Source organism: Allobosea caraganae (genome assembly GCF_003351345.1).
In the GTDB taxonomy this organism is placed as follows: domain Bacteria; phylum Pseudomonadota; class Alphaproteobacteria; order Rhizobiales; family Beijerinckiaceae; genus Allobosea; species Allobosea caraganae.
On record NZ_QQTO01000022.1, the window covers coordinates 442,084 to 466,393 of the forward strand.

The 24,310-nt window shown below is 68.7% G+C and carries 22 protein-coding genes; 4 read left to right on the forward strand and 18 right to left on the reverse strand.

Translation table 11 applies throughout. The features are described from left to right. Nucleotides 1-96 precede the first annotated feature (96 nt). From DWF00_RS18480 to gloA, 5 genes are all read right to left on the reverse strand, one after another. Complete coding sequence (locus DWF00_RS18480; RefSeq protein WP_114829225.1) at nt 97-1,050, reverse strand: aldo-keto reductase family protein; 954 nt, start codon at nt 1,048-1,050, stop codon at nt 97-99. A gap of 16 nt (nt 1,051-1,066) precedes the next feature. Then, complete coding sequence (locus DWF00_RS18485) at nt 1,067-2,050, reverse strand: D-2-hydroxyacid dehydrogenase (protein ID WP_114829226.1); 984 nt, start codon at nt 2,048-2,050, stop codon at nt 1,067-1,069. Nucleotides 2,051-2,221: 171 nt separating this feature from the next. Continuing rightward, nucleotides 2,222-2,938, reverse strand: coding sequence for an RraA family protein (locus DWF00_RS18490; protein WP_114829227.1), 717 nt, complete (start codon nt 2,936-2,938; stop codon nt 2,222-2,224). Nucleotides 2,939-3,020: 82 nt separating this feature from the next. Further along, complete coding sequence (locus DWF00_RS18495) at nt 3,021-4,103, reverse strand: ABC transporter ATP-binding protein (RefSeq protein WP_114829228.1); 1,083 nt, start codon at nt 4,101-4,103, stop codon at nt 3,021-3,023. A gap of 122 nt (nt 4,104-4,225) precedes the next feature. Continuing rightward, nucleotides 4,226-4,648: a lactoylglutathione lyase gene (gene gloA, locus DWF00_RS18500; RefSeq protein ID WP_114829229.1), complete on the reverse strand. Its 423-nt coding sequence runs from the start codon at nt 4,646-4,648 to the stop codon at nt 4,226-4,228. A 287-nt stretch (nt 4,649-4,935) separates the two neighbouring features. Between gloA and DWF00_RS18505 the strand changes: the two genes are divergently transcribed. Together DWF00_RS18505 and DWF00_RS18510 are read left to right on the forward strand one after the other, a co-directional pair. Further along, on the forward strand, nt 4,936-5,736 hold the full coding sequence (locus DWF00_RS18505) for an IclR family transcriptional regulator (RefSeq protein ID WP_114829230.1): 801 nt from the start codon (nt 4,936-4,938) through the stop codon (nt 5,734-5,736). A gap of 73 nt (nt 5,737-5,809) precedes the next feature. Next, the gene (locus DWF00_RS18510) at nt 5,810-6,052 is read left to right on the forward strand and encodes a hypothetical protein (protein WP_114829231.1); all 243 of its coding nucleotides are present in this window, start codon (nt 5,810-5,812) and stop codon (nt 6,050-6,052) included. A 25-nt stretch (nt 6,053-6,077) separates the two neighbouring features. Here the strand turns inward: DWF00_RS18510 and DWF00_RS18515 are convergent, their stop codons facing one another. The 7 genes from DWF00_RS18515 to DWF00_RS18545 form a co-directional block, all read right to left on the reverse strand. After that, nucleotides 6,078-9,089 carry a tetratricopeptide repeat protein gene (locus DWF00_RS18515; RefSeq protein WP_114829232.1) on the reverse strand — a complete coding sequence of 1,004 codons (3,012 nt, stop codon included), beginning with the start codon at nt 9,087-9,089 and terminating at the stop codon, nt 6,078-6,080. A 369-nt stretch (nt 9,090-9,458) separates the two neighbouring features. Continuing rightward, a complete protein-coding gene (locus tag DWF00_RS18520) occupies nt 9,459-10,868 on the reverse strand; it encodes an amidohydrolase family protein (protein ID WP_181832624.1) in 1,410 nt (469 codons plus the stop codon). Between the two features lie 190 nt (nt 10,869-11,058). Continuing rightward, the gene (locus DWF00_RS18525; protein WP_114829234.1) at nt 11,059-11,496 is read right to left on the reverse strand and encodes a RidA family protein; all 438 of its coding nucleotides are present in this window, start codon (nt 11,494-11,496) and stop codon (nt 11,059-11,061) included. A gap of 44 nt (nt 11,497-11,540) precedes the next feature. Continuing rightward, nucleotides 11,541-12,392 (reverse strand): ABC transporter permease, encoded by an 852-nt coding sequence (locus DWF00_RS18530; protein ID WP_114829235.1) that lies wholly within the window; start codon nt 12,390-12,392, stop codon nt 11,541-11,543. After that, a complete protein-coding gene (locus tag DWF00_RS18535; RefSeq protein WP_245974045.1) occupies nt 12,392-13,204 on the reverse strand; it encodes an ABC transporter ATP-binding protein in 813 nt (270 codons plus the stop codon). Before DWF00_RS18535 ends, DWF00_RS18530 begins: the two co-directional genes overlap by 1 nt. A 10-nt stretch (nt 13,205-13,214) precedes the next feature. After that, nucleotides 13,215-14,297 (reverse strand): ABC transporter substrate-binding protein, encoded by a 1,083-nt coding sequence (locus tag DWF00_RS18540; RefSeq protein WP_147283687.1) that lies wholly within the window; start codon nt 14,295-14,297, stop codon nt 13,215-13,217. 77 nt (nt 14,298-14,374) lie between these two features. Continuing rightward, nucleotides 14,375-15,985, reverse strand: a complete 1,611-nt coding sequence (locus tag DWF00_RS18545) for an MFS transporter (protein WP_181832625.1) — start codon at nt 15,983-15,985, stop codon at nt 14,375-14,377. Nucleotides 15,986-16,121: 136 nt separating this feature from the next. Between DWF00_RS18545 and DWF00_RS18550 the strand changes: the two genes are divergently transcribed. Further along, the gene (locus DWF00_RS18550; RefSeq protein WP_147283688.1) at nt 16,122-17,144 is read left to right on the forward strand and encodes a LacI family DNA-binding transcriptional regulator; all 1,023 of its coding nucleotides are present in this window, start codon (nt 16,122-16,124) and stop codon (nt 17,142-17,144) included. Nucleotides 17,145-17,151: 7 nt separating this feature from the next. Here the strand turns inward: DWF00_RS18550 and DWF00_RS18555 are convergent, their stop codons facing one another. The 6 genes from DWF00_RS18555 to DWF00_RS18580 all read right to left on the reverse strand — a co-directional run bounded on the left by DWF00_RS18555 (nt 17,152) and on the right by DWF00_RS18580 (nt 23,487). Then, on the reverse strand, nt 17,152-17,619 hold the full coding sequence (locus DWF00_RS18555) for a YHS domain-containing (seleno)protein (protein WP_114829239.1): 468 nt from the start codon (nt 17,617-17,619) through the stop codon (nt 17,152-17,154). A gap of 26 nt (nt 17,620-17,645) precedes the next feature. Continuing rightward, the gene (locus DWF00_RS18560; RefSeq protein ID WP_114829240.1) at nt 17,646-18,131 is read right to left on the reverse strand and encodes a hypothetical protein; all 486 of its coding nucleotides are present in this window, start codon (nt 18,129-18,131) and stop codon (nt 17,646-17,648) included. Nucleotides 18,132-18,155: 24 nt separating this feature from the next. Beyond that, entirely contained in the window at nt 18,156-19,541 is a 1,386-nt protein-coding gene (locus DWF00_RS18565; protein WP_114829241.1) for a tetratricopeptide repeat protein, read from the reverse strand. 71 nt (nt 19,542-19,612) lie between these two features. Then, complete coding sequence (locus DWF00_RS18570) at nt 19,613-20,821, reverse strand: OpgC family protein (RefSeq protein ID WP_114829242.1); 1,209 nt, start codon at nt 20,819-20,821, stop codon at nt 19,613-19,615. Further along, the gene (locus DWF00_RS18575) at nt 20,821-22,470 is read right to left on the reverse strand and encodes a thiamine pyrophosphate-binding protein (protein WP_114829243.1); all 1,650 of its coding nucleotides are present in this window, start codon (nt 22,468-22,470) and stop codon (nt 20,821-20,823) included. Before DWF00_RS18575 ends, DWF00_RS18570 begins: the two co-directional genes overlap by 1 nt. A gap of 132 nt (nt 22,471-22,602) precedes the next feature. Next, the gene (locus DWF00_RS18580) at nt 22,603-23,487 is read right to left on the reverse strand and encodes a CE1 family esterase (protein WP_181832626.1); all 885 of its coding nucleotides are present in this window, start codon (nt 23,485-23,487) and stop codon (nt 22,603-22,605) included. A gap of 164 nt (nt 23,488-23,651) precedes the next feature. Between DWF00_RS18580 and DWF00_RS18585 the strand changes: the two genes are divergently transcribed. Then, nucleotides 23,652-24,224, forward strand: a complete 573-nt coding sequence (locus DWF00_RS18585) for a sigma-70 family RNA polymerase sigma factor (RefSeq protein ID WP_245974047.1) — start codon at nt 23,652-23,654, stop codon at nt 24,222-24,224. Nucleotides 24,225-24,310: the final 86 nt, after the last annotated feature.

Here is a 24,310-nt window from a genome sequence, read left to right on the forward strand (position 1 = left end):
ATCGTGGCGAGTTGCATCGGCTCTGTCAAGATTTTCGTTTCAAAAGCGACTGTCGGGAGCGCAAAAGCTTGTCATTTCGGGCTCCACGGCGGGTCGTCACGGCATTTCGAAGAAGATGCGGGTGCGCTTGTCCTTGTAGGCCTTGAAGCCCTCGCCCGCTTCGAGCTTCGCGCGCAGGTCGGCGTCGAGAGCCGAGGCCCCGGCTTCGAGCGTCGCGGCGTTGGCACGGAGCTGCTCGGCGTTGTCGACGCCGAGGATGATGAGGTCGGCATCCTGCTGGCCGAGCCAGGCCAGGGCGGTGCGGGCGACGGCGCCGCGATCGCTCAGGCCGACCTCGTCGGCGATGGTGAAGAGCTCGCCCTTGAAGAAGACCTCGCGGGTGATGATGCCGAGGCCGAGCTCGCGGGCGCGCGGCACGACCTGCTCCAGCCCGTCGAACTCGCCGAGGCTCAAGTCGAGATTGACCGCGTCGAAGCCGCCGGAGTTGAGCTCGGCGAGGTAGAGGCGCTGGCCGGCATGGGAATCGGCGACGGCGAAGCGGATCAGGCCGTCCTGCTTGAGGCGGCCGAGATTGTCGGCGAGGCGGGCCATGTAGTCCGGCGTGCCGTCGATCGACCAGTTGATCAGGCCGATGTTGAGGAAGTCGACGGTCTCGCGCCGGATCAGCTTGAGGCCGCGCTCGATCTCGGCCTTGAGCAGGCCGTAGTCGAGCATCTTGCGGTTGCCCTCGTCGTAGCCGTAGCACATGCCCTCCGGCCGGGTCTGGACATAGACCGGATAGGGCGGCGGCAGCTCGGCGAAGTTGCGGCCGAGCGCCTCCTTCTCCGAGTCGATGGTGACGTCGAAGATGTTGATGCCGAGATCGTAGGCGGTTTTCAGGATATCCAGCCGCTTCGGCCCGCCGAAATCGGGCGCGATGAAGCCGGGCGTCACCGCCTTGGCGAAATCCTCGTTGAAGCCGCGCGACAGGCCGCTCCTGAGGAACTCATGGCCGCCGAGCGCGATCTGCGAGAGTTCGAGGCCGGTCTTGCCGAAGGGGATGTAGCGCATGTGCTTCAAGCTCTCTTCAGTAGCCGCGCGCCAGATCGACTTCGTTCGGCAGGGGCCGCCCGGCGCGATGCGCGTCGATATTGTCGAGGAAGATGTCGAGGCTGCGCGGGATGTAGGTCAGCGGATCGCCCGAGGACATGTGCGGGGTCAGGATCAGGTTGCGCGTCTTCCAGAGCCGATGGCCGGGCGGGACAGGCTCCGGCGTGGTGACGTCGAGCACCGCGCCGCCGAGCGCGCCGGAATCGAGGGCGTCCAGCAGCGCATCCTGCTCGACCAGCTCGCCGCGGCCGATATTGACGACACCGGCGCCCGCAGGCAGCAGGCCGATGCGATGGCGGTTGAGCATCTCGAAGGTCTGCGGCGTCAGCGGTGCGACCAGGACGAGGAACTCGGTCTCCGGCAGCGCCTTGTCGAGATCGCTGGTCGCGACGACGCGGTCGCAATGCGGGTGCGGCTCCGTGCTGGTCCTGACGCCGGTGACGTGCATGCCGAGGCCCTTGAGCAGCTGCGCGATGGCGCCGCCGATCGAACCGATGCCGATGATGGTGACGCGCCGGCCCGCGACCGAGGAGGCGAGCTTGCGCTGCCAGAGCTCCTGGCGCTGCTGGTCGCCGAAGAGGGGCAGGTGATTGGCCAGCATCAGCACGGCCATGAGCGCGAACTCGGCCGCCTTGGCGCCATGGGCGCCGCTATTGTTGAGCAGCGTCACGCCCGGCGGGATGAAGCTGCCCTTGGCCAGCGAGTCGACGCCGGCATGGGTCAGGAAGACCAGCTTCAGGCTCGGCGCCGTCACCGCCGGCAGGAAGTTCTGCACCACGCGCGAGGAGGTGATCAGCGCATTCATGGCGCCGGCCGCAGCGGAAAACTCGTCTTCCGTGTGGCCGATACTGATCTCCAGCCCCCTGCCCTTGTCGCCGGCGCGCGCGACCGCCTCGTGCCACTGCTCGAGGGTGGCGCGCGGATTGCCGTCGTTAGGATGGTTCTGGATGTGAATGCGCATGGTTTGCTCCGGCGGATCTGCGTTCACCTAGACCCTCAGCCCTCATCCTGAGGAGCGCAAAGCGCGTCTCGAAGGATGCTCCAGGAGGCTCCCGTGTCTGCTGGAGCATCCTTCGAGACGGCCCTTCGGGCCTCCTCAGGATGAGGGCTGTGGATTCCAGGCGACATATTGCTAGCCCTGCGCCGCCTTCCAGGCCTTGAACTTCGCGAGGTTGGCCTCGTTCGGCGGGTAGAGGCCGAGAATGTCGCCGCCCTCTGCGACACGCTCGCGAACCCAGCCGTCGAGCGCCTCCTTCTCGATGGCCTGCGTCGCCACCTCCGCCGCCAAATGGACCGGGATGACGGCGACGCCATCCTCGTCGGCGACGATGATGTCGCCGGGATAGATCAGCACGCCGCCGCAGCCGATCGGCTCCTGGATCGCGATCGGGATCAGGGCCGAGGGGCTCGCCGGCGCGGCCGGGCCCTTGCAATAGGTCGGCATGCCCAGCGAGCGGATCTCGGCGACGTCGCGCATGCCGCCATCGGAGACGACGCCGACGACGCCGCGCACCAGCATGCGCGTGACCAGCACGTCGCCGAGGCCGCCGACCGCGCCGTTACCGCACATGTCCATGACGAAGACGCTGCCTGCCGGGATCTGCTGAGTCGCCTGCAGCATGGCGTTGGCCGGGTTGCCGATGTCGACGGCGAGCGCGATGTCCTCGCGCATCGGCACGTAGCGCAGGGTGAAGGCCGGGCCGACGAAGCGGCACTTGGCCCCGTCGATCGGCACGAGGCCGGGGATGGCGCGCATCCTGAGCCCGTACTTCTTGAGCAGGAGGCCGGTGATCGCCGCCGTCGGCACCTGCTTCAGCAACGCAATGGTTTCTGGGCTGCAAGCCGTCATGGTCGTATCCTCGAAAATGGCCCGGCTTGGCGCCGGCCTCGTTGAACCCGCGGGCGGAAGGCTCCGCCCAGGCGGGGAGCGTTCAATTGATCCGCGCGCCGTAGTCGTTGGCAGGGTCGAAGAGGTGGATGTTGGCCGGATCGGCGAGCAGGCTGATCTGGTCGCCGGCCTTGAAGTCGTGGCGGTGGCGGAAGACCGCGGTGATCTGGCTGCCGGCGGCGCGCGCCGAGACCAAGGTCTCCGAGCCGGTCGGCTCGACGACCTGGATCTGGGCCGAAATCGCGCCCTCGGTGCCGGCCGGCACCAGTTCGAGGTGCTCGGGCCTGATGCCCAGGATGACCTCGCGGTTGTCGGCGCTGCGCGGCATCTGCGGCAGCTTCAGGCGCGTGCCGTCCCTGGCGACGAAGTTCGCGTCATCGGCGGCGGCGATGCGGCCATCGACGAAGTTCATCGCGGGCGAGCCGATGAAGCCGGCGACGAACTTGCTCGCCGGGCGGTCATAGAGATCGAGCGGCGCGCCGATCTGCTCGACCCGGCCATCAAGCATGACGACGATCTTGTCGGCCATGGTCATGGCCTCGATCTGGTCATGCGTCACGTAGATCGTCGTGGTCTTCAGGCGCTGGTGCAGCGACTTGATCTCGGCGCGCATCTGCACGCGCAGCTTGGCGTCGAGGTTGGAGAGCGGCTCGTCGAACAGGAAGACCTGCGGATCGCGCACGATGGCGCGGCCCATGGCGACGCGCTGGCGCTGGCCGCCGGAAAGCTGCTTGGGATAACGTTCCAGCAGCTTGTCGAGGCCGAGGATGGCGGCGGCCTCGCCGACCTTGCGGTCGATCTCGGGCTTGGGCGAGCGGCGGAGCTTGAGCGAGAAGCCCATGTTCTGCGCCACGGTCATGTGCGGGTAGAGCGCGTAGTTCTGGAAGACCATCGCGATGTCGCGCTCTTTCGGCGGCAGGTCGTTGACGGTCTTGTCGTCGATGCGGATATGGCCGCCGCTGATCTGCTCGAGCCCGGCGATCATGCGCAGCAAGGTCGACTTGCCGCAGCCGGAGGGGCCGACCAGCACGACGAACTCGCCATCGGCGATCTCGATGTCGACGCCATGCATGACGTCGACATTGCCATAGGATTTCTTGACGCCGTCGATCCTGACGAAGGCCATAGTCGGTCTCCTCCGGAACGGCCGCCCGGCGGCCGTTGCCTGGCCCGTTTCGGGCTTGTTCTTGTGATGAAGCGATGGGTGATCCGGGCCGGCGCAATGCCGGCCCGGGATAAGCGGATGCCTCAGGCCTTGGCCTGGCCGTAATCGCCGGTATCGACGTCGATCAGCTCGATGCGGTAGCCGTCGGGATCGTCGATGAAGGCGATGTGGACGGTGCCGAACTTCAGCGGGCCGGGCTCGCGGACGATCTTGACGCCCGCAGTGCGGAGCTTCTCGCAGACGCCGTAGATGTCCTGCACGCCGATGGCGAGATGGCCGAAGCCGCTGCCGAGATCATAGCTCGGCACACCGTAGTTATAGGTGAGCTCGATCATCGGATCGTCGTTCTCGTTGCCGTAGCCGATGAAGACGTTGGTGTACTTGGCCTCGGGAACGTCGACCTTCTTCACGACGCTCATGCCGAAATGGCCGGAATAGAACGCAACCGAGCGATCCAGGTCTCCGACCCGGATCATCGTGTGCATGAACCTGAACTTGCCCGACATCTCGTCTCCCTGGAGGACGATCGGCTTGCCGGTCCCGATTGCCGCGGCTCGCCCCTCGCGAGGTTCCGCTTGCAATCGGCATCGATCCGATCTATTCCTATTTGAACAACTCTTGTTCCGACATAACTTCGGAGCATTTCGCCGCGCTGTCAATCCGGGAATTCGTGCCGAGGAAAAATTCTGCCCGGTCTGGTGCCGCGGCCTCGTCGGGCCAGCAATTGCGGGCTGGTCAGCGCAATATCGATGCGATACCGCGGGGAATTCCGGCGGAATTTGGACAGGTGCCAATGACGATCGATTCAGACGAGGCGGTCTCGAAGCGCCGCGAGGGCAATCAGGTCCCGGTGATCGAGCGCATGCTCGACATGCTCGAGATCATCGAGCGCCGGCCGGCCGGGACCAGCATCCGCGAGCTCAGCGACTTCCTGAACATGGCGCGCTCGACGGTCTATCGCGTCCTCAACACGCTGGAGGCGCGCAACGTCGTCAAGCGCAGCCTGTCGGGCTCCTATGTGCTCGGGCCGCGGCTGCTGTCCTTTGCCGCCAACGTGGTCAACGCCCGCGATTCCGACCTGGTCGAGATCGCCAACAACCATCTCGAGCGCCTGTCGCAGACCACTGGCGAGGCGAGCAAGCTCTCGGTGCGCGACGGCGACGCGGTGCTGGTGATCGCGGTGGCGCATAGCTCCGGCGAATACGGGCTGACGGTCCGGCCTGGCCGGCAGCTGCCGCTGCATGCCGGCGCAGCCAGCCGCGTGCTGCTCGCCTACATGGATGGCGACGACATCGCCCGCATCCTGAACGGGCCGCTGCCGCGCTATACCGACAAGACGCTGTGCGACCCCGAGGAGATCGGCAAGAGCCTGGCCCAGATCCGGCGCCAGGGCTCGGCCGTCGACAATGGCGAATATTCGGCCGGCGTGATGGCGGTGGCGGCGCCGGTGCGGGACCGCAGCAGCGCGATCGTGGCGGCGGTGAGCATCCCCTTCCTCAACACCGAGGCCGAGGAGCGCATCGAGAGGCTCAGGGCCGCCGTGCTGGCCACGGCCAAGGCGATCTCCCACGAGCTGATGACGCGGGTGTCGTAGGCGGCCGTTCGAAATCTTGACGCAATTCTGTCGGTTCATGGCCGCACCCGTTCAGCGAGCGAAGTGAGGGGCCATGAAGATCCAAACCGTTGCAGTGCTCGCCCTGGCGCTCGCCGGCAGCGGCTGCGTCACCGCCGAGCAGCAGCGCGCCGCCGATGAGGGTCGCTGCGGCGGCTACGGCTTCCGGCCCGGCACCGACGCCTATTCGCGCTGCCTGCTCGACGTCGACCTCGACCGCTCCGCCGCCCGGCGCTACCAGTTCGACACCGCCTTCGGGCCGCGCTGGTATGGCGGCTACGGGTACGGACGCTGGTAGGAGCGCTCAGCGCGGCGTCGGGGCCTTATGGCCGGGGACGCCGCCAAGGCGGTTCCGGCTTGTTCAGCTCCTCCGGATTCGCGGCGCGAATGCGCTCGTGCCAGGCATCGCGCAGGCGATAGCCCATCTTCCAGCCGATATTCTCCGGCCTCTCGGCGCCCTTGGCCTCCGCCTCCCGGCCGATCACCGGATCGCGCCAGCGGCTGACCATGGACTGGAAATAGCTCCGGTTGCCGTCCCGCATCGGCCGGCCGACCGCCAGTTGCAGCTTGTCGAGCAGGTCGAGCACCGGCTTGTCGAAGCGCGGCCCGCTCGATATCGGCTGGTCCGACAGTTTTGCCAGTTGCGCCTTGACGGCGAGCAGGATCGGCCGCGGCAGCTTCGGCTCCGGCTTAAGCAGCAGGGCCTTCGCCTCGGGCGCGCCATTGGCGAGCGCGCAGAGGTAGCTCTCGGCCGCCGCGCGAACCGGGTCCTCGCCGGAGGACGTTTCGACGGGGCCGATCTTGTCGGTGACCTTGGCCTTGGCCTTGTCGGCGAAATCCCGGGCGTAGAACTCGGCCAAGGGCAGGCAGGCGCGCATATCCGCCAGCTTGTCGGCGACGAAGCGAAGCTCGCCCAGAGCGGCCTGCGGATCGGGCTTGACGCCCTCACCCTTGCCCAGCATCGCCGCGGCCCTGAGCCGCGCCTCGGCATTGTCCTCTCCCGAGCGCAGCAAGGTCAGCGCCATCTCGGGATCGCGCTCGCCGCCCTCGCCGTTCAGCACCATCTCGGCCAGCGGGACGCGGGCCGGCTCATAGCTGCCGAAGACCGCGAAGGTGAGCAGGGTCCGGGCCTGGGCGGGATCGGGCGACACGCCCTGGTCGCCCTTGCGCAGGATCCCGGCCAGCATGACGTTGGCCCGCTTGGCGCCCTCGTCGGAGAGGCGCTTGAGCAGCGCGACGGCCGCCGGCGCATCGCGCGGCCCGCCCTCGCCGGCCAGCAGCATGTCGACCGCCGCGAAGCCGGCATCGCGATCGTCCTCGGCGCGTTTGAGGTAGAGCTTGCGCGCCTCGGCCTGGTTCTGCTTCAGCCCATCGCCCGCGCGCAGGCGACGGGCGTAGGTGAGCGCGATCTCGGAATCGGGATCGGCGGCCATGGCGAGCTTGTAGAGCCGGTCGGCCTCCACCGGGTCGGGCAGACCGCCCTCGCCTTCTGCCGTCATCTCCGCCAGCCGCTCGATGCCCTGCCTGTCGCCGGCCGCGACGGCCTTGCCGAGCCAGGCGCGCACCACCTCCTCGCACTCGTCGGCGACGGTATCGTCATCGTCGGAGAGGCGCATGTCGGCCTCATGGCAGCCGTCATCGTCCAGCCGGTGGGCATAGGCGTAGAGTGCCTTGGGTTCGCCGGTCGCGGCGAGCTCGCGGTAGAGCTTGTTGGCGCGGGCGGCGTCGTCGGAATCGCTCGGGGAACGCGCCAGGAAGCGCGCCAGGTTGCGCTTGGCAGGCAGCGAGCCGCGCTCGATGGCCTGCTCGTAATAGCGCATGGCCAGCGCCTTGTCGGTGCGCTCGTAGAAATAGCCGAGGTTGTTCATCGCATTCAGCTCGAACTCGTCGGCGGCGCGGCGCAGGAGCGCGAGCGCCTTCGCCTGATCCTTGGCGACGCCGTCGCCCTCCAGGTACATCATGCCGAGATTGTTCATCGCCGTGGAATTGCCGGCCTTGACGGCGCGCTCGTAATAGTCGCGGGCCTTGGCGCGATCCCGGGCGAGGCCCATCAGGCCATTCTTGTAGGCATAGCCGAGATTGCTCAGCGCCGAGCCGTTGCCGAGGCTGGCGGAGCGCTCGTAAAAGCCCAGCGCCTTCTTGCTGTCGGCGGGCACGGCGCGGCCATATTGATAGGCGTAGCCGAGATTGCTAAGCGCGCTGGAGCAATTGACGGCGGCGCTCTTCTGGAACCAGCGCAGCGCCTCGGCCATGTCCAACTTCACGCCGCGGCCGTGGTCATGCAGCATGCCGATGCTGTTGCCGGAGCAGGCATCGCCGCGCTCGAAGGCCTTCAGGTACCATTCCCGCGCCTTGGCATAGTCGATCGGCCGGCCGGCGCCGTTCTGGTACATGTAGCCGATATTGGACATCGAGGCGGTGTAGCCGCGCGCCGCGGCTTCCGAATAGCGGCGGAAGGCGCGGTCGTAATCCTGGATGCCCGCCTCGCCGTTCTCGGCGATCTGGCCGAGCCGGTTCATCGCCGCGGCATAGCCGAGATCGGCGGCGCGCGTGTAGAACAGCATCGCCCGGGGCACGCTGCGGATTTCGGCCGGGCCGTCGCGATAGAGCTCGCCGGCGCGGTAGGCGCCATAGGCGCTGCCTTGGATATCGGCCGTCTCGTAGAGCTGCAGCGCCGTCTCCAGGCTCGTCTCGACGCCGGTGCCGAACTGATAGGCCACGCCAAGATCGACGATGGCAGGCAGCGCGCCCTGGCCGGCCGCCTCCTCCAGCAGCCGGATCGCGCGCGCCTCGTCCCGCAGCGGCTCCGGGGCGCGCTGCAACGCCAAAGCGAGGCCGCGCTTCAATTCGGGATGGCTGAAGAGGCCGATCGCCTCCTCGAACAGCGAGACGCCGTTCTTGGCCTCGTCGGGAGTGCCGCCCGCAGCCAGCGTGCCCGCCGTCTCGTCGAAGGCCCCGGGCGAGCCCAGCATCACCGCCATCAGGAGCGCCTCGCGCGCGCCTTCGCCGTCCTGCCCCGCCTTCAGCGCGAGGCCGAGGCGGAAGGCAAAGCGCGACTCGGACGGGTACTCCGCCATCGCCGCGCGGCAGGCCGCGATGATCGGGTCGATCTCCGTGGCGCCGCCGCCCTGGTTGAACCGGAGGCCGGGCTCGTCGGGCGTGGCAATCACGCGCTCGGGCGGCACGTTCGACAGGCGATCGCACTCGGTCGCGGGAGCTGCCGCAGCGTTCGCCGTCACCGGCAGGCTATTCTGACGCGGCGCAGCGTCCTGCGCGGCCACCCCACCCGCCAGGGCCAAAGACGCGACGGAGATCAGCAAGACATATCGAAGCATGTGGCGGCCTATCGACTTGATCTTTCATCCGGCGCGGGAAGAACAACTTTCATCCAGCTTAGGTCACAGCGCCATTCCGTAAAGTCAAAGCGCCGGCCTTGACCAAGCCGACGAAATACTTACGGCCGCCCGCGGACCTGCGACAGGCTATACCGCCATCGCATCCATTTTCAATTCCGGAAATGCTGGAATTCATCGGGAGGGTGGCGGCGGATCGTCCGCGGCGGCACAGGCGGAGATGGGCTCGCGTCCGAGGACAGCCGAGCGTGTTGCGATGACGCGGCAACCTCTCCGCGTCATCCCGGACAAGCCGCGAGGCGGCACCGCTCCGGGATGACGGCGTTTAGCTCTGGCAGATCACAGCAAGTTCTAGCGCCATGCCGGCGCGAAGCGCGGCCCGTGCCCGGCCGCCTCGGCGATCTGCCTGGCGCGCTGCGTCGCCTCGCCCAGCACCTCGTCGAAGGACGGGCCGTTGGCGAAGGCGCTGTTGCGATAGACCACCGCGCCGTTGACGATCACTGCCTTGGCGTCCGTGCCCTTGCCAGCGCTGACGAAGGTCGAGAGCGGGCGGTTGAGCACGCCGATATGGGGCTTGCGCATGTCGAAGATCGCGATGTCGGCGCGCTTGCCGGGTTCGAGCGAGCCGATCTCGTGGTCGAGCCCGAGCGCCCTGGCGCCGTTGATCGTCGCCATCTCGATGGTGCGCTCGACCGGCATGCGGGTGGGGTCGAGATGGCGGACATGCTGCATCAGGGTGCAGATCTTCATCTGCTCGATCATGTCGACGGAGTAGTCGACCATCGGCCCGTCCGTGCCGAGCGCCGTGTTGACGCCGGCGGCCTGCGCCTTGGCGAAGGGCGCGATGCCGCCGCCGCGCATCGCCTCGCTGCTCGGCGTGTAGACGAAATGGCAGCCGACATGGGCCATCTGGGCGATGTCGGTATCGGTGACGTGGATGCCGTGGATCATCAGCCAGTGCTTGTCGAGCACGCCGAGCTCCATCAGGTACTGCACGTCGGTGCGGCCGGTGGCGCGCAGGTGCTTGAGAAACCCCTTGTCGAGCGAGAGCGTGCCGCCGGCGATATGACCGGATATCCGCAGGTCGCGGTCGCGGGCGAATTCGTAGCCCTTGCGCACCAATTCGTCGGTGCTCATGCCGGCGGCGATCCAGTGGGCGTTGGCCTCGATCACCATCGCCATGCGCACCAGCCCATCGGAGGCGCCCTGCCAGCGCTCGACCTCCTCGGCCATGGCCGCGAGCGATTCATCGAGGCTGAGCGGGTGGTTGGGATTGCCCGGCGTGCGGCAGCGCAGTTCCTTGGCAAAGACCTGTCTGATGCCGAGCTCGGCCTGCGGTTCGATGATGGCGCGGACCATCGACGGTGTCGTCGTGGTGACGGAGTGGTTCAGCGAGCAGGTCGTGCCGGTCGCCAGCATCTCCATGCCGTCGAGATAGCTTGCGACCCGCATCGCGCCGTCGTCGAGGTGGCGCACCAGCGGGAAGACGAAGCCGGTGATCCAGTCCTCCAGCAGGTAGCCATCGGCGAGGCCCTTGAACAGCGTGTACCAATGGTGCTGGTGCAGGTTGATCAGGCCGGGCACGACCAGGCAGCCGGCGGCGTCGATGACCTCGTCGGCCTGCGCATCGGCCGGCAATTCGGCCATCGCGCCGAGCGCCGCGATGCGGGTGTCCTCGATCAGGACGAAGCCGTCGGGATGGACGGCGCGACCGCCATCGACCGTGACGACATAACCATTCTTGACCAGCAGGCGGGCCATCGCAGTTCTCGCAGTTGGGGCATTTGGAGTGAGGCGGAAACCTCTCCGCGTCATCCCGGACGGAGCGAAGCGGAGCTCCGGGATCCATCGTAAAACTCAGCGCCTTACGATGGATCCCGGAGCTGCGCGGCTTCGCCGCTTGTCCGGGATGACGCGGGAGGGTTTCCGGCTTCGAGCAAAAGGGTACCGATCAGCCCGCCGGCACCGCGACGATCATGTCGAGCTCGACGCGGGCGCCGGGCGAGGAGAGCTGGTTGATGCAGATCATCGTCGAGGCCGGGCGCCAGTCGCCGAAATAGGGCCGCATCACCGCATGCATGCCGTCGGCGTCGCGGATGTCGGTCAGGTACTTGGTGATCTTGACCACGTCGCTCCAGGTCGCCCCGACCGTGTCGAGGATCGACTTGATCGATTCCATCGCGTTGCGGGTCTGCACGCCGATGTCGTTGGAGTGGTCGTGCTCGCTGTCGATATGGGGGTGGTTGTGGTAGAGCGGCGAGGCCGTCGCCCCGGAAATATACATCAGGTTGCAGGCGCCTACGATGTGGACGGCCGGGGCATAGGGCATCATATGAGCCTTGTCGGGCTCGGGCTGGACGACCTGAAGCGTGGCGTTGGACAGCGACATGGCAAGGCTCCTTCGGATGGCTGTTGGTGACGAGGCCGGGCGCCTCAGTTGGTGCGCCAGAGGCCGAGGCGATCGTCGATCAGGTCCTGGCCCTTGGTGATGAGGATGCCGAGCAGCGCCAGCACGAGCAGCACGGCGAAGACGAGCTCGGTGTCGAGCAATTGCCCGGCGACGAAGAGCTTGGCGCCGAGCCCGTCCTTGGCCACGACCATCTCCGCGGCGACGACGAGGATGATCGAGATGCCCAGGCCGATGCGGATGCCGGCGAAGATCGCGGGCACGGCACTCGGGATCAGCACGCGCAGCACGATCTGGCGCAGGTTGGCGCCGAGGTCGCGCGCCGCCAGGATCAGGCCGGGCTCGCATTGCTGCACGCCGACCACCGTGTTGATCACGATCGGGAAGAAGGCGCCCATGAAGCTGATCGTCAGCATGAACGGGCCGCCGGTGCCGAGCCAGATCACCAGGAGCGGGATCAGGGTCACCTTGGGGAGCGGGTAGAGCGCCGCGATCAGGATGTCGGCCATCGCCTTGACCGGCTTGGACACCGCCATCCAGACGCCGAGCAGCACGCCGGTGACGAGCGCGATCAGGAAGCCGGCGAAGATGCGGTAGAGCGTCAGGCCGAGATCGGTGGCGAGGTCGGCCTCCATGAGGTTTTGCCAGAGCACCGCGACCACGCGCGTCGGGCGCGGCAAATAGAGCGGCGAGATCTTGGCCTGGATGACGATGAACTCCCAGACGCAGAGCAGCGCGATCAGGAAGCTCCAGCCGATGAGGCGCTGGTCGTCGAGCACGGCCCTGAACCACGGCACCTGCGGCCTGGGCTTCGCCGGCTTGTCCCCAGCGTTCGGTTCAGCGGCGGCCTCGGTCGGCATGGTGGTCTCCCCCGCCATCAATGCGCTCCGCTTTCGCCCGTCATCGCCTTGACCACCTCGTCCTTGAGCAGGTCGTAGATCTCCTCGAACAGGGCGACGGCCTCCGGCCGCTTCAGGTCGGCGAGCAGGCGCGGCTTCGGCAGCGCGACCTCGATCTCGCGCGAGATGCGTCCGGGCCTTGCCGTCATCACGAAGATCGTGTCGCCGAGCAGGATCGCCTCCTCGATCGAATGGGTGATCAGGATCACCGTCGCGCCGGTCTCCTGCACGATCTGCGCGACCTGCTCCTGCAGCACGAGCCGGGTCTGGGCATCGAGCGCGCCGAAGGGCTCGTCGAGCAGCAGGATCTCCGGCTTCATCACCAGGGCGCGGGCGATGCCGACGCGCTGGCGCATGCCGCCCGAGAGCTGGCGCGGATACTTGCTCTCGAAGCCACGCAGATCGACCTTGGCCAGCGCCTCCATCGCCCTGGCATGGCGCTCCGCCTTGGGAACGCCGGACATCTCCAGGCCGAAGGCGACGTTGTCGAGGATGGTCAGCCAGGGGAACAGGTTGAAGCTCTGCCACACCGTCGCCATCGGCGGACGCGGCGCCGACTGGCCGGAGCGGCGGTCGACGAAGCGGATCTCGCCCTCGCTCGGCTCGAGGAAACCGCGCGCCAATTGCAGCATCGTGCTCTTGCCGCAGCCGCTCGGGCCGATGATGGCCGTGACCTTCCCGGCCGGGATGGCGCAGCGCATCCGGTCGAGCGCCACGGTCGGCGGGCCCTTCCGGGTTTCCCAGGCGAGGCGCACATCCTCGAAGCGGATATCGATGACGGGAGAGGTCACGGCGCCGGCCTCAGACGAAGGGGTTCTTCGACTTCAGCGCCGCCGCCGCCTCCTCGGCGATGCCGAGGTCGAACAGCGCGTCCTTCGGTACGGGACCTGAGATCAGCTTCATCGTGTCGACCCAGAAGGAGGCCTGGTCGAGCACCGACTGGGTGTTGGGCATGCCCTCATGGTCGTAGCCGGTCCAGCGCGGCGCGGCCTTCTCGATCAGCGCGCCGGGAACCTTGGTGGCGTCGGCGATGATCTTGACGATCTCCGGGTCCTTGGTCTTGGCGGCCTCGACGAAGAGGCGGGCGGCGTAGATATGCGCCATGGCGAAGGCGACGGCGGCCTTGCGGTTGCCCTCCAGGAACTTGGTCGGCATCGTCCAGCAGCCGAGCTGGGCGTTCGGCACGATGTCGGCACCGGTGCCGATGATCTTGCCGACATTGTTGCTCTCGGCCAGGAAGGCGAGCGGGACCGGGCACTGCGCAGCGTCGGTCACGCCCGTGCCCATGCTCTTGATGATGTCGGGATAGGTCAGGCCGCTCGCATAGGTCGCGCTGGTGCGCGGGTCGAGCCCCGCCTTGAGCAGGCCATTGGCGAGCAGGTAGTGGTCGATGCCGCCGGGAGCCTGCATCGAGAAGCGCGCGCCTTTCAGCAGGGCGAACTTGTCGATGCCGGTGACGCCGGCGTCGTACATCTTGTTGCTGACCAGGATCGTGGTCGAGCCGAAGCCCGGCTTCTCGCTGCCGCGGTCGAGCACCAGCTTGTAGTTGGCGCCCTTCGAGACGGCGTTGAACAGGCCGGCATTGAGCGTCGCCACCGTGGCGTCGAGCTCGCCGGCGACGAGGGCGGGAATGGCGAGCGCGCCATCGGCGAAGGTGCGCAGCTCGACCTCGATGCCGACCTTCTGGAAGTAGCCCTTGGCCACGGCGATGAAGAGCGGGCCCGACGAGAGCAGCGGCACGACGCCGATCCGCATCTTGGTGACGGGCTGGGCGCGCAGGACGCTTGGCATGGCGAGCCCGGCGAACGTGGCCGTTCCGGCGGAAAGAACCTGTCTGCGGTTGATCACGGCGAGTCCTTTCGAGTTCTGCAATCGATTGCTCACGTCATTCAAGTTCCGTGCCAGCCGCTTTCGGCCGGCTTCGCAGCGGAAAGCGGGGCCATGCGCCGCCTCTGCTCAATTCACTTGCTGGCGCTGCCGCCCGTTTGCGCAGCCCTGGGCGTTTCCTGCGCGATCGCGATCTCCGGCGCCTCGGCCAGCAGGCCGAGCAGTTCGGCCTCGGCTGCGACGTCCTCAGCCATGTGCCGCATGGCCGAGCGGCCGAGGCGCTCGCCGCTATCGTAGCCGATACGCTCGACCAGCAGCGTGCCGGTGCGCTGGCTCGACCAGTAGCGCGCGCCGGTGCGCAGCCGGGCCGCCTTCAGGTGCGAGAGCACGCGCTCGGCCGCTTGCTGCTCGCCGTCGCGCGGCGCGTAGGTGATCGTGACCATGATCGCGGCGTCGCGGTCGAGCACCGTCACCGCCGGCAGGATCGCGGAATGGGCGAGCTTCACCGGCGCGGCGATGGCGATGCGCAGGCGGGCGAAAGCCGCGAGCGTCGCCAGCAGCAGCCCCGCCGCCGAGAGCCAGAACGTGACGGAAATGCCGAGATGGTCGGCGAGCAGGCCGGAGGCGAAGCTGCCGACCGCCAGCGAGCCGAAGACCGAGATCAGGTAGACCGCCGTGCCGCGCGCCCGGATCCACGGCGTCAGCCGCAATTGCGCGGCGAGATGGATCGAGGAGAAGGAGAGCAGCCAGCAGAAGCCGAGCACGGCATGCAGGGCGGCGAGAGCGGCCGGAAGCGGCGCCAGCGGCACGCAGGCCATGGCGAGCGCGGCGAGCAGGCCGGCCCCCAGCATCAGCTGGTCGAGATCGAAGCGCCGGCGCAGGCTCTTCAGCGCGCGTGCGCCGATGATCGCGCCGAGCCCGACGCTGCCGACCATCAGCCCGAGCATCAGGCTGGTGCCGTGGAACCATTCGCGCACCACGACCGGCACCAGCGCCCAGAAGGTCGCGGCGAAGATAAAGAAGGCGACGGCCCTGAGCGCCACGGCCTGGAGGCCGCGCTCGTGCCGGACATAGGCGAGCCCGCCGCGCACGGCCGAGAGCAGGCTCTCCTGCGCCGCCATCGGCGCGCTGCGCGGGGCGATCATGATGAAGGCCAGCGCCACCGCGGAATAGAGCACGGCGTTGAACAGGAAGGCGGCGGCGGGCCCGGCGGCGAAGAGCAGCAGGCCCGAGGTCAGCGGCCCGATCGAGCGGGCGATGTTGACGCCGAGGCTGTTGAGCGCGAGTGCGCCCTGCAGCCGCTCGCCGCTGACCAGCTCCGGCGTCATCGCCTGCCAGGACGGCGTGAAGGCGGCGTTGCAGCAGCCATTGACGAAGGAGGCGAGCAGCAGCAGCGGCACCGTGATGGTGCCGCTGAGCGCCGCCAGCGCGACGACGAGCGACAGCCCGGCCAGCCCGAACGCCGCCGCCTGCACGATCCGCCGCCGCTCGACCATATCCGCCAGCGCCCCGGCCGGCAGGGCGAACAGGAAGAAGGGCAGCGCGGAGGCGGTCTGCGCCAGCGCGACGAGGCTGCGGCTCTCGGTCTCGCGCGAGATGATCCAGGCCGCGCCGACATCGTGGATCAGGAGCCCGCTCTGCAGCGCGACCATCGCGACCCAGAGCGGCAGGAACACCGTGAGATAGCGCCGCGCCTCGAGGTCGCCCCCCGCCTGCCCCGCCGACGCGCTCGTCTCGCTGCTCATACCTCGTCCCCTTGCCACGTCCCCTTGCCGCATCCCCGCGGTTCCCGTGGTTAGCCTGAATGCAAGGATCGTGCAATCGAATGCACTTGCTGTTTGCGGCGCTTGCGCTAGCTATGGTGGCTGTCAGGAGGATTCGGTGAGCCGCGGACCCAAATTGAGCGATGTCGCGGCCGCCGCGAAGGTGCACCAGTCGACCGCCTCGCGCGCGCTCGACCCGAACCTGTCGCGCCGGCTCTCGCCGGAGGTGGTCGAGCGCGTCCGGCGCATCGCCGACGAACTGGGCTATAGCCGCAACGCCATCGCCGCCAGCCTGCGCATGCAGCGCAGCCGCATGGTCGGCGTCATCGTGCCCGACCTGACCAACACGATGTTCCCGCCGATGTTTCGCGGCATCGAGGACCGGCTCAGCACCGAGGGCTACAGCGCCATCCTGGCCAATTCCGATTTCCGCCCGGCCAAGGAACGCTCTATCATCGACACCTATCTCGACCGGCGCCTCGACGGCATGATCCTGGCCTCGGCCCATCTCGAAGATGCCGAGCAGCTCGAGGCGCTCGCCCGCAAGGTGCCGGTGGTGCTGATGAACCGCGAGATCGCCGACGCCTCGGTCACCGCCGTGATCGGCGACGATGCCGGCGGCATCAGCGAGATGTTCGCGCATCTCGCCGGGCTCGGGCACGAGCGCATCGCCCATATCGCCGGCCCGCAGGACACCTCGACCGGCGTCGCCCGCCGCGACGCCTTCCTCGCCGCCGCGCGCAAGGCCGCCCGCGGCTTCGACGGGCGCCTGCTCGTCGCGGCCGAGACCTATTCCGAGCGCGAGGGCTATCGCTGCGCCCGCCACCTCCTGGAGGCCGGCGGCGGCCCGACCGCGATCCTCGCCGCCAATGACTGGCTCGCCATCGGCTGCCTGACCGCGATCGAGGAGGCCGGGCTCAATTGCCCGCAGGACATCTCGGTGACCGGCTTCAACGACATGCCCTTCGCCGACCGGATGCGCCCGCCGCTGACGACGATCCGCATCCCGCATTACCGCATGGGCTTCGAGGCCGCCGACCATTTGCTGGCGCTGATCGCCGCGCCGGAGACGACGCCGACCCGCGTGGTCATGCCGCCAGCCCTGATCGTCCGCGGCTCGACGGCGCAGCGGGGCGGTTGAAACAGCTCTAGCGGATGTCCTTCGCGGTCAGGTTCGGCCAGCCGGCCTCGGCCCGGGCGATGTATTTCCTGGTGGCGCCGAGCCAGGTCTTGCGCACGCCGGTATCGTAGTTGAGGTAGAGCCTGCCATCGACGATGGACCAGGCTTCCGGCTCGATCTTGACGAGATAGCCCCGCGAGGTGCCGTAGGCGCAGAAGCCGCCATAGGCCGGCAGGTAGCGCTCCGGAGCGGCCTCGAACAGCGCCTTGTGCTCGGCGCTGGCGAAGCGCCAGGTGGCGCCGCCATGCCGCACCGAGAATTCCGGCTTGCCGAGGCGCGGGCCGCCGTCGCGGAAATAGGCAACGGGGTCGTAGCCGCGGATCGCGACGCCGTCGGTCGAGCCGAGCGTGTTGACCGGGCGGCCGGCATCGGCCCGGGCGGCGGGCGCGGCAAAAGCCGCGCCGGCGAGCAGGATGAAACTGCGCCTGTCGAGCATGGCGTTTCTCCCTTGTGGTGTGACGCTCAGGCCGGGCGCGCTTCGAGGATCTCGAAGACATAGGCCGCGAGGTAGCCGTAGATCGCGTGACCGATGAGGCTCATGAAGGAGAGGCGCGGCACGTCGTTGAGCAGGAAATGCTGGCCCGCCAGCGGCGCGAAGAAGCCGAGCGCGATGAAGTAGGTGATCACGCCCCAGATCCAGCCATCGGCCGGCATGCCGAAGCTCTTCACCCGGCGGGTCAGGATCCAGTAGCCGAGCGGGTAGAGCAGGAAGCCCGTGGTGAAGTGCAGCAACTTGGCGGTGGGCGTCGAGATGGTCAGGCCGAGCTGGTTTGCGAAGAGCGACTTGACCAGCTCCGGCGGCTCCAGCGGGTATTCGGCGAACCAGGCGGTCGGCACGGCCGAGAACAGCTCCCAGAAGCCGAGCGCGGCGAAGCCGCCAAGCGCGAGGTTGAGCACGGTGCGGGACGAAGGCAAGGCGAAGCTGCGGGTCATGGTTGCGGTGGTCATGGCGTGGGTTCCCGTCTCTGGGGTTCAGTGGGCGATGGCGAGGGGCGTCGCGGCAATGGCGAGCGCGGCGACGCGGCCGGCGGGACGGCTGCGCAGCTGCGCCAGCCGGCGGGCGGCGAAGAGGTTGGAGCCGCCGCGGCGGGCGAGGCGCTCGCTCAGGATGCGGGCGGCCCGGTCATGGCTGCCGGAGCGGATCAGGCTCTCGACATAGGCCTGCTCGAACAGGTCGCGCTGGGCATGGCTGCCGCCGATCGCGACGAGGCCGTTGCGGGCGCCGCCGAGCAGGCGGGCGGCCTCGGCATAGTCGCCCTCGCGGAAGGCGATCAGCCCGAAGGCCGCGAGCGCGCCGTTGCGGGCGGCGGCGCGACGCTCGCCGCTCGGATGGGTATGGGCGTGCTCGACCAGGGAGCGGGCGATGGTCTCGGCCCCGTCATGATGGCCGGCGCCAAGCAGCGCGAGCGCATAGTGCAGGTCGGCGAAGACGAGGCGGCCGTCGTGGATGCGCGCTTCCGCCTTCTCCGCCAGTTCCTCCCAGCGGCCGCCGACATCGACGCCGGCATAGTCGAGCCGTGCCAACAGCGAGGCGCCGTTGGCGATGTCGCGGTAGTCGTCGGTCTGCTCGCCGCGAATGTCGTCGTCGTAGAGCCGCAGCACTTCGGCCGTCTCGCCGCGCTCCAGCCGGAACAGGGCGAGGTGCCAGACGATGTGGAAGCGCAGATTGTTGGCGTGGGCCCAGTTGCTGCCATCGCCGAGCCAGGCGACGCCCTCGTCGGCGCGGCCGGTCATCTCCAGCACATGGGCGACGGCGTGGCGACCCCAGGCGTCGCGCGGGCTCAGATGCACGGCGCGACGGCCGGCGCGCTCGGCCTCGGCATAGAAGCCCTGCTCCTCCAGCGCGAAGGCGTAGCAGCCGTTGACATAGCCGGCGAGCGGGTGGCCCTCGCCAAAGCCGGGCGCGACGCGGCGCAGGCTCGCCAGCATCTCGGGCTGGTCGCCGAGCATGAAGCGCAGGCCGTGCGAGAGCTTCAGCGCGAGAACGTCGAACGGATGCGCTTCGAGGATCGTCTCCAGCCGCTGCGCCGCCTGGCGCGGGGCATCGGCCAGCCAGAGCGCCAGCGCCTCGGTGACCATGCGCTCGCGCCGCGTCACCGGGCGGAGCGCGATGGAGGCTTGCGCCTTGGCGAGGCAATCGCCGGCGGCGCCGAGCAGCTCGGGCCGCGCCAGCGAGAGCAGCATCAGGCCCTTGGCGGCATGGGCCAAGGCGAAATCCGGATCGGCCGCGAAGGTGCGGGCGAGATGCTCGGGCGTCGCTGCGGCATGGGCCAGCAGGGCCTCCAACGTGTCGTTCCAGGCAAGCCTTGCGGTGTCGTTCGCGACGGAGACGCAGTCGCCGGAGAGGTCGTGATACATGAGGCTGCTCCATTGCAGCGCCCGAACGAGGCGCTCATCAGGGAGTTCGCAGGCGGCCGATCAAGCGGAGATCAACTCGCTTCACGGACCCGTGTTGGCAGGGCCGCCGCCATGGCCGGCTCGTCCTGCCGCTGCGGCTCAGGCTTTTGCAGTTCTGTTTTGGTCGCCGGCCCGCTCCAGGGCGCACTCTTGAACCAGCCGACCGCGACGGCAACGCCGAGGATCAGCGCGAAGCCGGTGAGGTTGAGCAGCGCGACGACGAGCTCGCTGCGCCCGGCCATGTCGGCGGCGGTGCCGGCGAGCCGGGCCAGCACGACGCCGGCCAGGAAGGTCGCGAGCGATTGCCGGCCGATCAGGATGAGGAGATGACCGAAGCCGCTGTCGAGCCGCGCGCGGAACGGCTCGATCAGGCTCAGCACCAGATAGGCGAGCGCCAGGAAGTGCAGCACGCGCAGGATGTGCAGGTTGCTCTTCTCGGCCGCCGGGATGATCAGGTCGCGCAGGGCCTGCGCCGCCGGCCAATGCTCCAAAATGCCCCAGAAGGAGAGCGGCACGGAGAGCGCGAGGAAAGCGGTCGCGGCCAGCATCAGCCTGGTGTCGCCGAGCCGCGGCACCGGCAGCCATTTCATGGCGATGAAGAAGCCGATGAAGAAGACGAGTTGCCAGGCGAAGGGATTGAGGAACCAGCCGGCGCCGTTCCAGGGATTGCCGGGCAGGTTGAGCCCTTCCGCCCAGACCAGCGCATAGAGCAGCCCGGCCAGCAGGAAGGGCAGTGCGGCGTGGAGGCGCCGCAGCGCCATCATCACCGGCACCAGCGCCAGGATGACGAGGTACATCGGCAGGATGTCGAGATAATCCGGCTGCCAGGTCAAGGTCGCCAGGCCGAGCAGCGCGCTCTCGGGGTCGCTCAGCAGCGGCGGGAACTGCTTTGCCAGCTCGGCGAGGCCGAAGGCGCGGTCGAGCAGGGTCGCGAGCGCGATCAGCGCCAGCACGAGGCCGAGCTGGGCCCAGTAGACCTGCCAGATGCGGTAGGCGATGCGCGCCGCGCCGAGCAGCAATCCACGCCTGACGAAGACGCTGCCGAAGGCGAGCGCGCTGGCGACGCCGGAGCAGAAGACGAAGAGCTCGGCGCCGGAGGAGAAGCCGAAGCGGGCGGGGATGAAGGCGTTCCAGCTATTCTCCGGCAGGTGCGCCACGAAGATGATCAGCATGGTCATGCCGCGGAAGACGTCGAGCCGCTCGTCGCGCGGCCGCTTCTCCTTCTGGTGGGATTGGCTCATCAGAAGGCTCCCTCGTAATCCCTGGCCTCGATCCGGCAGGCGAGCAGCGTGAAGCCGTCGCGCCGGAACGCCGCCTCCGCCTCGCGCTTCAGGCCGTCGCGGTCGGAGATCGCCACGCCGTGGCCGCCCATGGCCTGAGCCACCGCGGCGAAATCGGTCGCGCCGAAATCGACGCCGGTGCGCCTGAGGTTGAGCTGGCGCTGCTTCAGCGCGATCAGGCCGAGGCTCTCGTCGACGAGGACGGCAATGACGACGGGAAGCTTGAGGTCGCGCAAGGTCGCGAGCTCGCCGAGGACCATCTCCAGCCCGGCATCGCCGGTGAAGCAAAGCACCGGCCGGCCCGAGCCTAGCGCCGCGCCGGTCGCGAGCGGCAGGGCGCAGCCCATGGTGCAGAGCCCGGTCGATTGCAGCAGACGGCGCGGCCCGTCGCACTCCCAGACCTGGCTCAGCAGGATGCGGTGCGCGCCGGAATCGGCTGTTGCGACCGTGCCGGCCGGGGCGGCCTGGCGCAGGGTCTCGAACACGGCATGCGGGCCCCAGGCGGAGGGCGCCGCAAAGGCCTGCCGAACGATCTTGCGGATGGCCGCCGGCTCGCGATCCGGCCAGGCGCCCTCCGGCATCCTGCCATCGGCGAGCAGCGTCAGGATCGCGCCGACATCGCCCTCCAGAAGCAGGCTTGCGCCGTGCATGCCGTGCGGCATGTCCTCGGCAACGATGTCGATGACGCGCTTGCCGGCCGGCCAGGGGTTGCGCCAGCCCTGCCGCATCTCGATCGGGTCGTAGCCGGCGAGCACGATGAGATCGGCCGCGTCGATCAGCGGGCGCACGATCGCGTCGGCTTTGGGCGAGAGGCCGACGCCGCCGACGACGCGCGGGTCATGCTCCGGCACCAGCCCCTTGGCCTTGTAGGTGGTCAACAACGGCGCGCCGGTATGCGTCAGGAATTGGTCGAGCGCGGCTGCGCCGCCCTGGTTGACGAGGTCGAGCCCAGCAATGACCAGAGGCTTCCTGGCATTCGCAATCAGGTAGCGGGCGGTCGAGAGATCGGCCGGGATGGAGATCTGCTGTCTCGGCATGGCTGGTGGCGGGCGGCGCGCCGTGCGCGCCTCGGCGACCGAGATCGGCAGGTCGATATGGACCGGGCCGGGCCGGCCGCGGGTGGCGATGGCGAGCGCCTTCTCGATGACCAGGTCTTCCGTACCCGGCGCAACGCGAAAACTCGCCTTGACCAGCGGCCGCAGCACGGCCTGATGGTCGAAGACCTGATGCGTGTAGCTCTCGGCCAGGGCTTGATCGACGCAGCCGGTGATGAAGACCAGCGGCACGCGGTCCTGCCGGGCGTTGGCGACGACGTTGACCGCGTTGGCGACGCCCGGCCCGAGCGTCGCGACGAGGATCGGCAGGGCGCCGGTCGTGTGCCAGAGCCCCTCCGCCATGAAGCCGGCGGCGTTCTCGTGCTTGGCGAGCAGGAAGCGGATGCCGGCGCGCTCCAGCGCATCGACCAGCGCCAGCACCTCGCCGCCGGGGATACCGAAGGCGTGGGTCGCGCCCGCCGCCGAGAGCCGCGCCGCGAGGAGATCGGCGCCTGTAACAAGATCGGCCGGGGCTGCTCCCGAAATCCTCTCCGCTGAACTCGTATCGTGGCGCATGGCTTCTCCCCGGCATTCCGCTCAAAGGCGGAGCATGGCTTGTGCGAAAAACGGGTTCCCACTTTTTCGCACAAGCCATGCTCTGGCGGCTCCGCGAGAGAGGTCGCGCCGGCAGGCGCTTCGGTTACACCCTCACGGAAAATTGAGCTTCGCGCCCGCGGTCGCGGCGGGCGCGCTGATCGGCATGGCGAGGCTCCAGGCGCGCTCGACCCAGGCGGGATCGGCCATGTGCCCGCCCGCATGCAGGCAGAGCTCGAGTCGGGCCGGGCCGCCGCAATCCGTGGCGAGCCGGCAGGTCAGCGTCTCAGGCGGCGCGGCGCGCTGGACCTCTGCCGCCCACGGCGCGGTGCAGCCACCGGGCGCCAGGATGGCGAGGCTCTTGAAGACGTCGCCCTGCCTGTAGCCGAAGCGCAGCGAGCGGCCGGCCAGCGGCACGGTGGTGTCGCTGGTGCCATGGACATGGATCAGGTTCGGGCGCGGCCCAGTGCAATCATGCGGCAGCGGCTCCCAGAAGGCCCCGGCGATCGGCGCGAAGGCAGCGAAGCGCTGGGGCATCCGGCAGGCCAGGTACCAGACCATCGAGCCGCCCTGCGAGAAGCCGCTCGCCATGATGCGGCCGGGATCGACGGGAAAGCGCCCGGAGACATCGTCGAGCACATGGCCGACATAGGCGAACTCGTCGCGGTTATGCGCCGGCGAGCCGGGAAAGGACCAGCTATGGCCCATGCCGTCCATGGCGATCAGCGCGACGCCGAGACGCTGGGCGACCGCGACCAGCGCCTGATCCGCGACCGTCTCCTCGGCCGAGCCCTGATAGCCGTGGAAGTACATGATCGCGCCGCTGCGCTGCCCGGAGGCGGCCTGCTGCGGCAGGATGATGCGGTAATGGCCGCCCTCGACCTGGCAGCCGCCCTCAGTCGGGCAGGAATCGACGGGTTTCGGCTGTTGCGCCAGCGCAGGGCCGGACAGGGCGAGAACGGCCGCAAGCGCCACCGTGAAACGCAATCCCGCCGCCATGCCCAGGCTCCTCCCGCGTGCTCTGTCTTGGACAGCGCCTCGCATGCGCGAGCGTAGCCGGATGGCGGGGCGGCTTCATCGCCCGGTCACGGGCTTGTGAGCCCCATGCCGGCATGCGACGGAATAAGCGATTTCCGTCTCGCCATCCGGAAAAGCGCATCGCCTTGTCGCTCGCCAAACTCGAAACGCAGCTGCGCCCCGTCTTCCTCGCCGCGCTCGCCGGCGACGCCGCGGCCTACCGGCTTTTCCTCGACGCGATCAGCGCCCGCCTGCGCGGCTATCTCAGGCAGATGCTGGCGCGCGCCGGCCGCAGCGAGGCGAGCGAGGCCGAGGACGTGCTGCAGGAGACGCTGCTGGCGCTGCACCTCTCGCGCCACACCTACGATCCGGCGAGCCCTGTCACCGCCTGGGCCCATGCGATCGCGCGCTACAAGCTGGTCGACCATTTGCGCCGCTCGGGCCGCCACGCCGGCAACCTGCCGATCGACGACGAGGCCTATCAGCTCGCCGCGCCCGAGAGCGGCGGCTCGGACGCAAGGCTCGACCTGGAGCGCGCCATGCAGGCCTTGCCGGAGCGCACGCGCCGGCTGATCGACCGGGTCAAGCTCCAGGGCGCCAGCGTAGCCGAGGCGGCGAATGCAGCGGGCATGACCGAGACGGCGGCCAAGGTCGCGATCCATCGCGGCCTGCAGGCCATGGCCAAGTTCCTGTCGAAGCGCGGCAAGAGGCCGGCTTGAGCCCATGCGATCCCGCCCCCACGTAACCTTCTGCCCGACGTAACCTTTCGCCGGCTCGCCGCGAATTCCCGTTCAACCAGAGCGCA

What these genes read in the sequence shown, in the direction of transcription:
- DWF00_RS18480 (WP_114829225.1), bottom strand. Translation starts at nt 1,050, where the DNA reads ATGCGCTACATCCCCTTCGGCAAGACCGGCCTCGAACTCTCGCAGATC.
- DWF00_RS18485 (WP_114829226.1), bottom strand. Translation starts at nt 2,050, where the DNA reads ATGCGCATTCACATCCAGAACCATCCTAACGACGGCAATCCGCGCGCC.
- DWF00_RS18490 (WP_114829227.1), bottom strand. Translation starts at nt 2,938, where the DNA reads ATGACGGCTTGCAGCCCAGAAACCATTGCGTTGCTGAAGCAGGTGCCG.
- DWF00_RS18495 (WP_114829228.1), bottom strand. Translation starts at nt 4,103, where the DNA reads ATGGCCTTCGTCAGGATCGACGGCGTCAAGAAATCCTATGGCAATGTC.
- gloA (WP_114829229.1), bottom strand. Translation starts at nt 4,648, where the DNA reads ATGTCGGGCAAGTTCAGGTTCATGCACACGATGATCCGGGTCGGAGAC.
- DWF00_RS18505 (WP_114829230.1), top strand. Translation starts at nt 4,936, where the DNA reads ATGACGATCGATTCAGACGAGGCGGTCTCGAAGCGCCGCGAGGGCAAT.
- DWF00_RS18510 (WP_114829231.1), top strand. Translation starts at nt 5,810, where the DNA reads ATGAAGATCCAAACCGTTGCAGTGCTCGCCCTGGCGCTCGCCGGCAGC.
- DWF00_RS18515 (WP_114829232.1), bottom strand. Translation starts at nt 9,089, where the DNA reads ATGCTTCGATATGTCTTGCTGATCTCCGTCGCGTCTTTGGCCCTGGCG.
- DWF00_RS18520 (WP_181832624.1), bottom strand. Translation starts at nt 10,868, where the DNA reads ATGGCCCGCCTGCTGGTCAAGAATGGTTATGTCGTCACGGTCGATGGC.
- DWF00_RS18525 (WP_114829234.1), bottom strand. Translation starts at nt 11,496, where the DNA reads ATGTCGCTGTCCAACGCCACGCTTCAGGTCGTCCAGCCCGAGCCCGAC.
- DWF00_RS18530 (WP_114829235.1), bottom strand. Translation starts at nt 12,392, where the DNA reads ATGGCGGGGGAGACCACCATGCCGACCGAGGCCGCCGCTGAACCGAAC.
- DWF00_RS18545 (WP_181832625.1), bottom strand. Translation starts at nt 15,985, where the DNA reads ATGAGCAGCGAGACGAGCGCGTCGGCGGGGCAGGCGGGGGGCGACCTC.
- DWF00_RS18555 (WP_114829239.1), bottom strand. Translation starts at nt 17,619, where the DNA reads ATGCTCGACAGGCGCAGTTTCATCCTGCTCGCCGGCGCGGCTTTTGCC.
- DWF00_RS18560 (WP_114829240.1), bottom strand. Translation starts at nt 18,131, where the DNA reads ATGACCACCGCAACCATGACCCGCAGCTTCGCCTTGCCTTCGTCCCGC.
- DWF00_RS18565 (WP_114829241.1), bottom strand. Translation starts at nt 19,541, where the DNA reads ATGTATCACGACCTCTCCGGCGACTGCGTCTCCGTCGCGAACGACACC.
- DWF00_RS18570 (WP_114829242.1), bottom strand. Translation starts at nt 20,821, where the DNA reads ATGAGCCAATCCCACCAGAAGGAGAAGCGGCCGCGCGACGAGCGGCTC.
- DWF00_RS18575 (WP_114829243.1), bottom strand. Translation starts at nt 22,470, where the DNA reads ATGCGCCACGATACGAGTTCAGCGGAGAGGATTTCGGGAGCAGCCCCG.
- DWF00_RS18580 (WP_181832626.1), bottom strand. Translation starts at nt 23,487, where the DNA reads ATGGCGGCGGGATTGCGTTTCACGGTGGCGCTTGCGGCCGTTCTCGCC.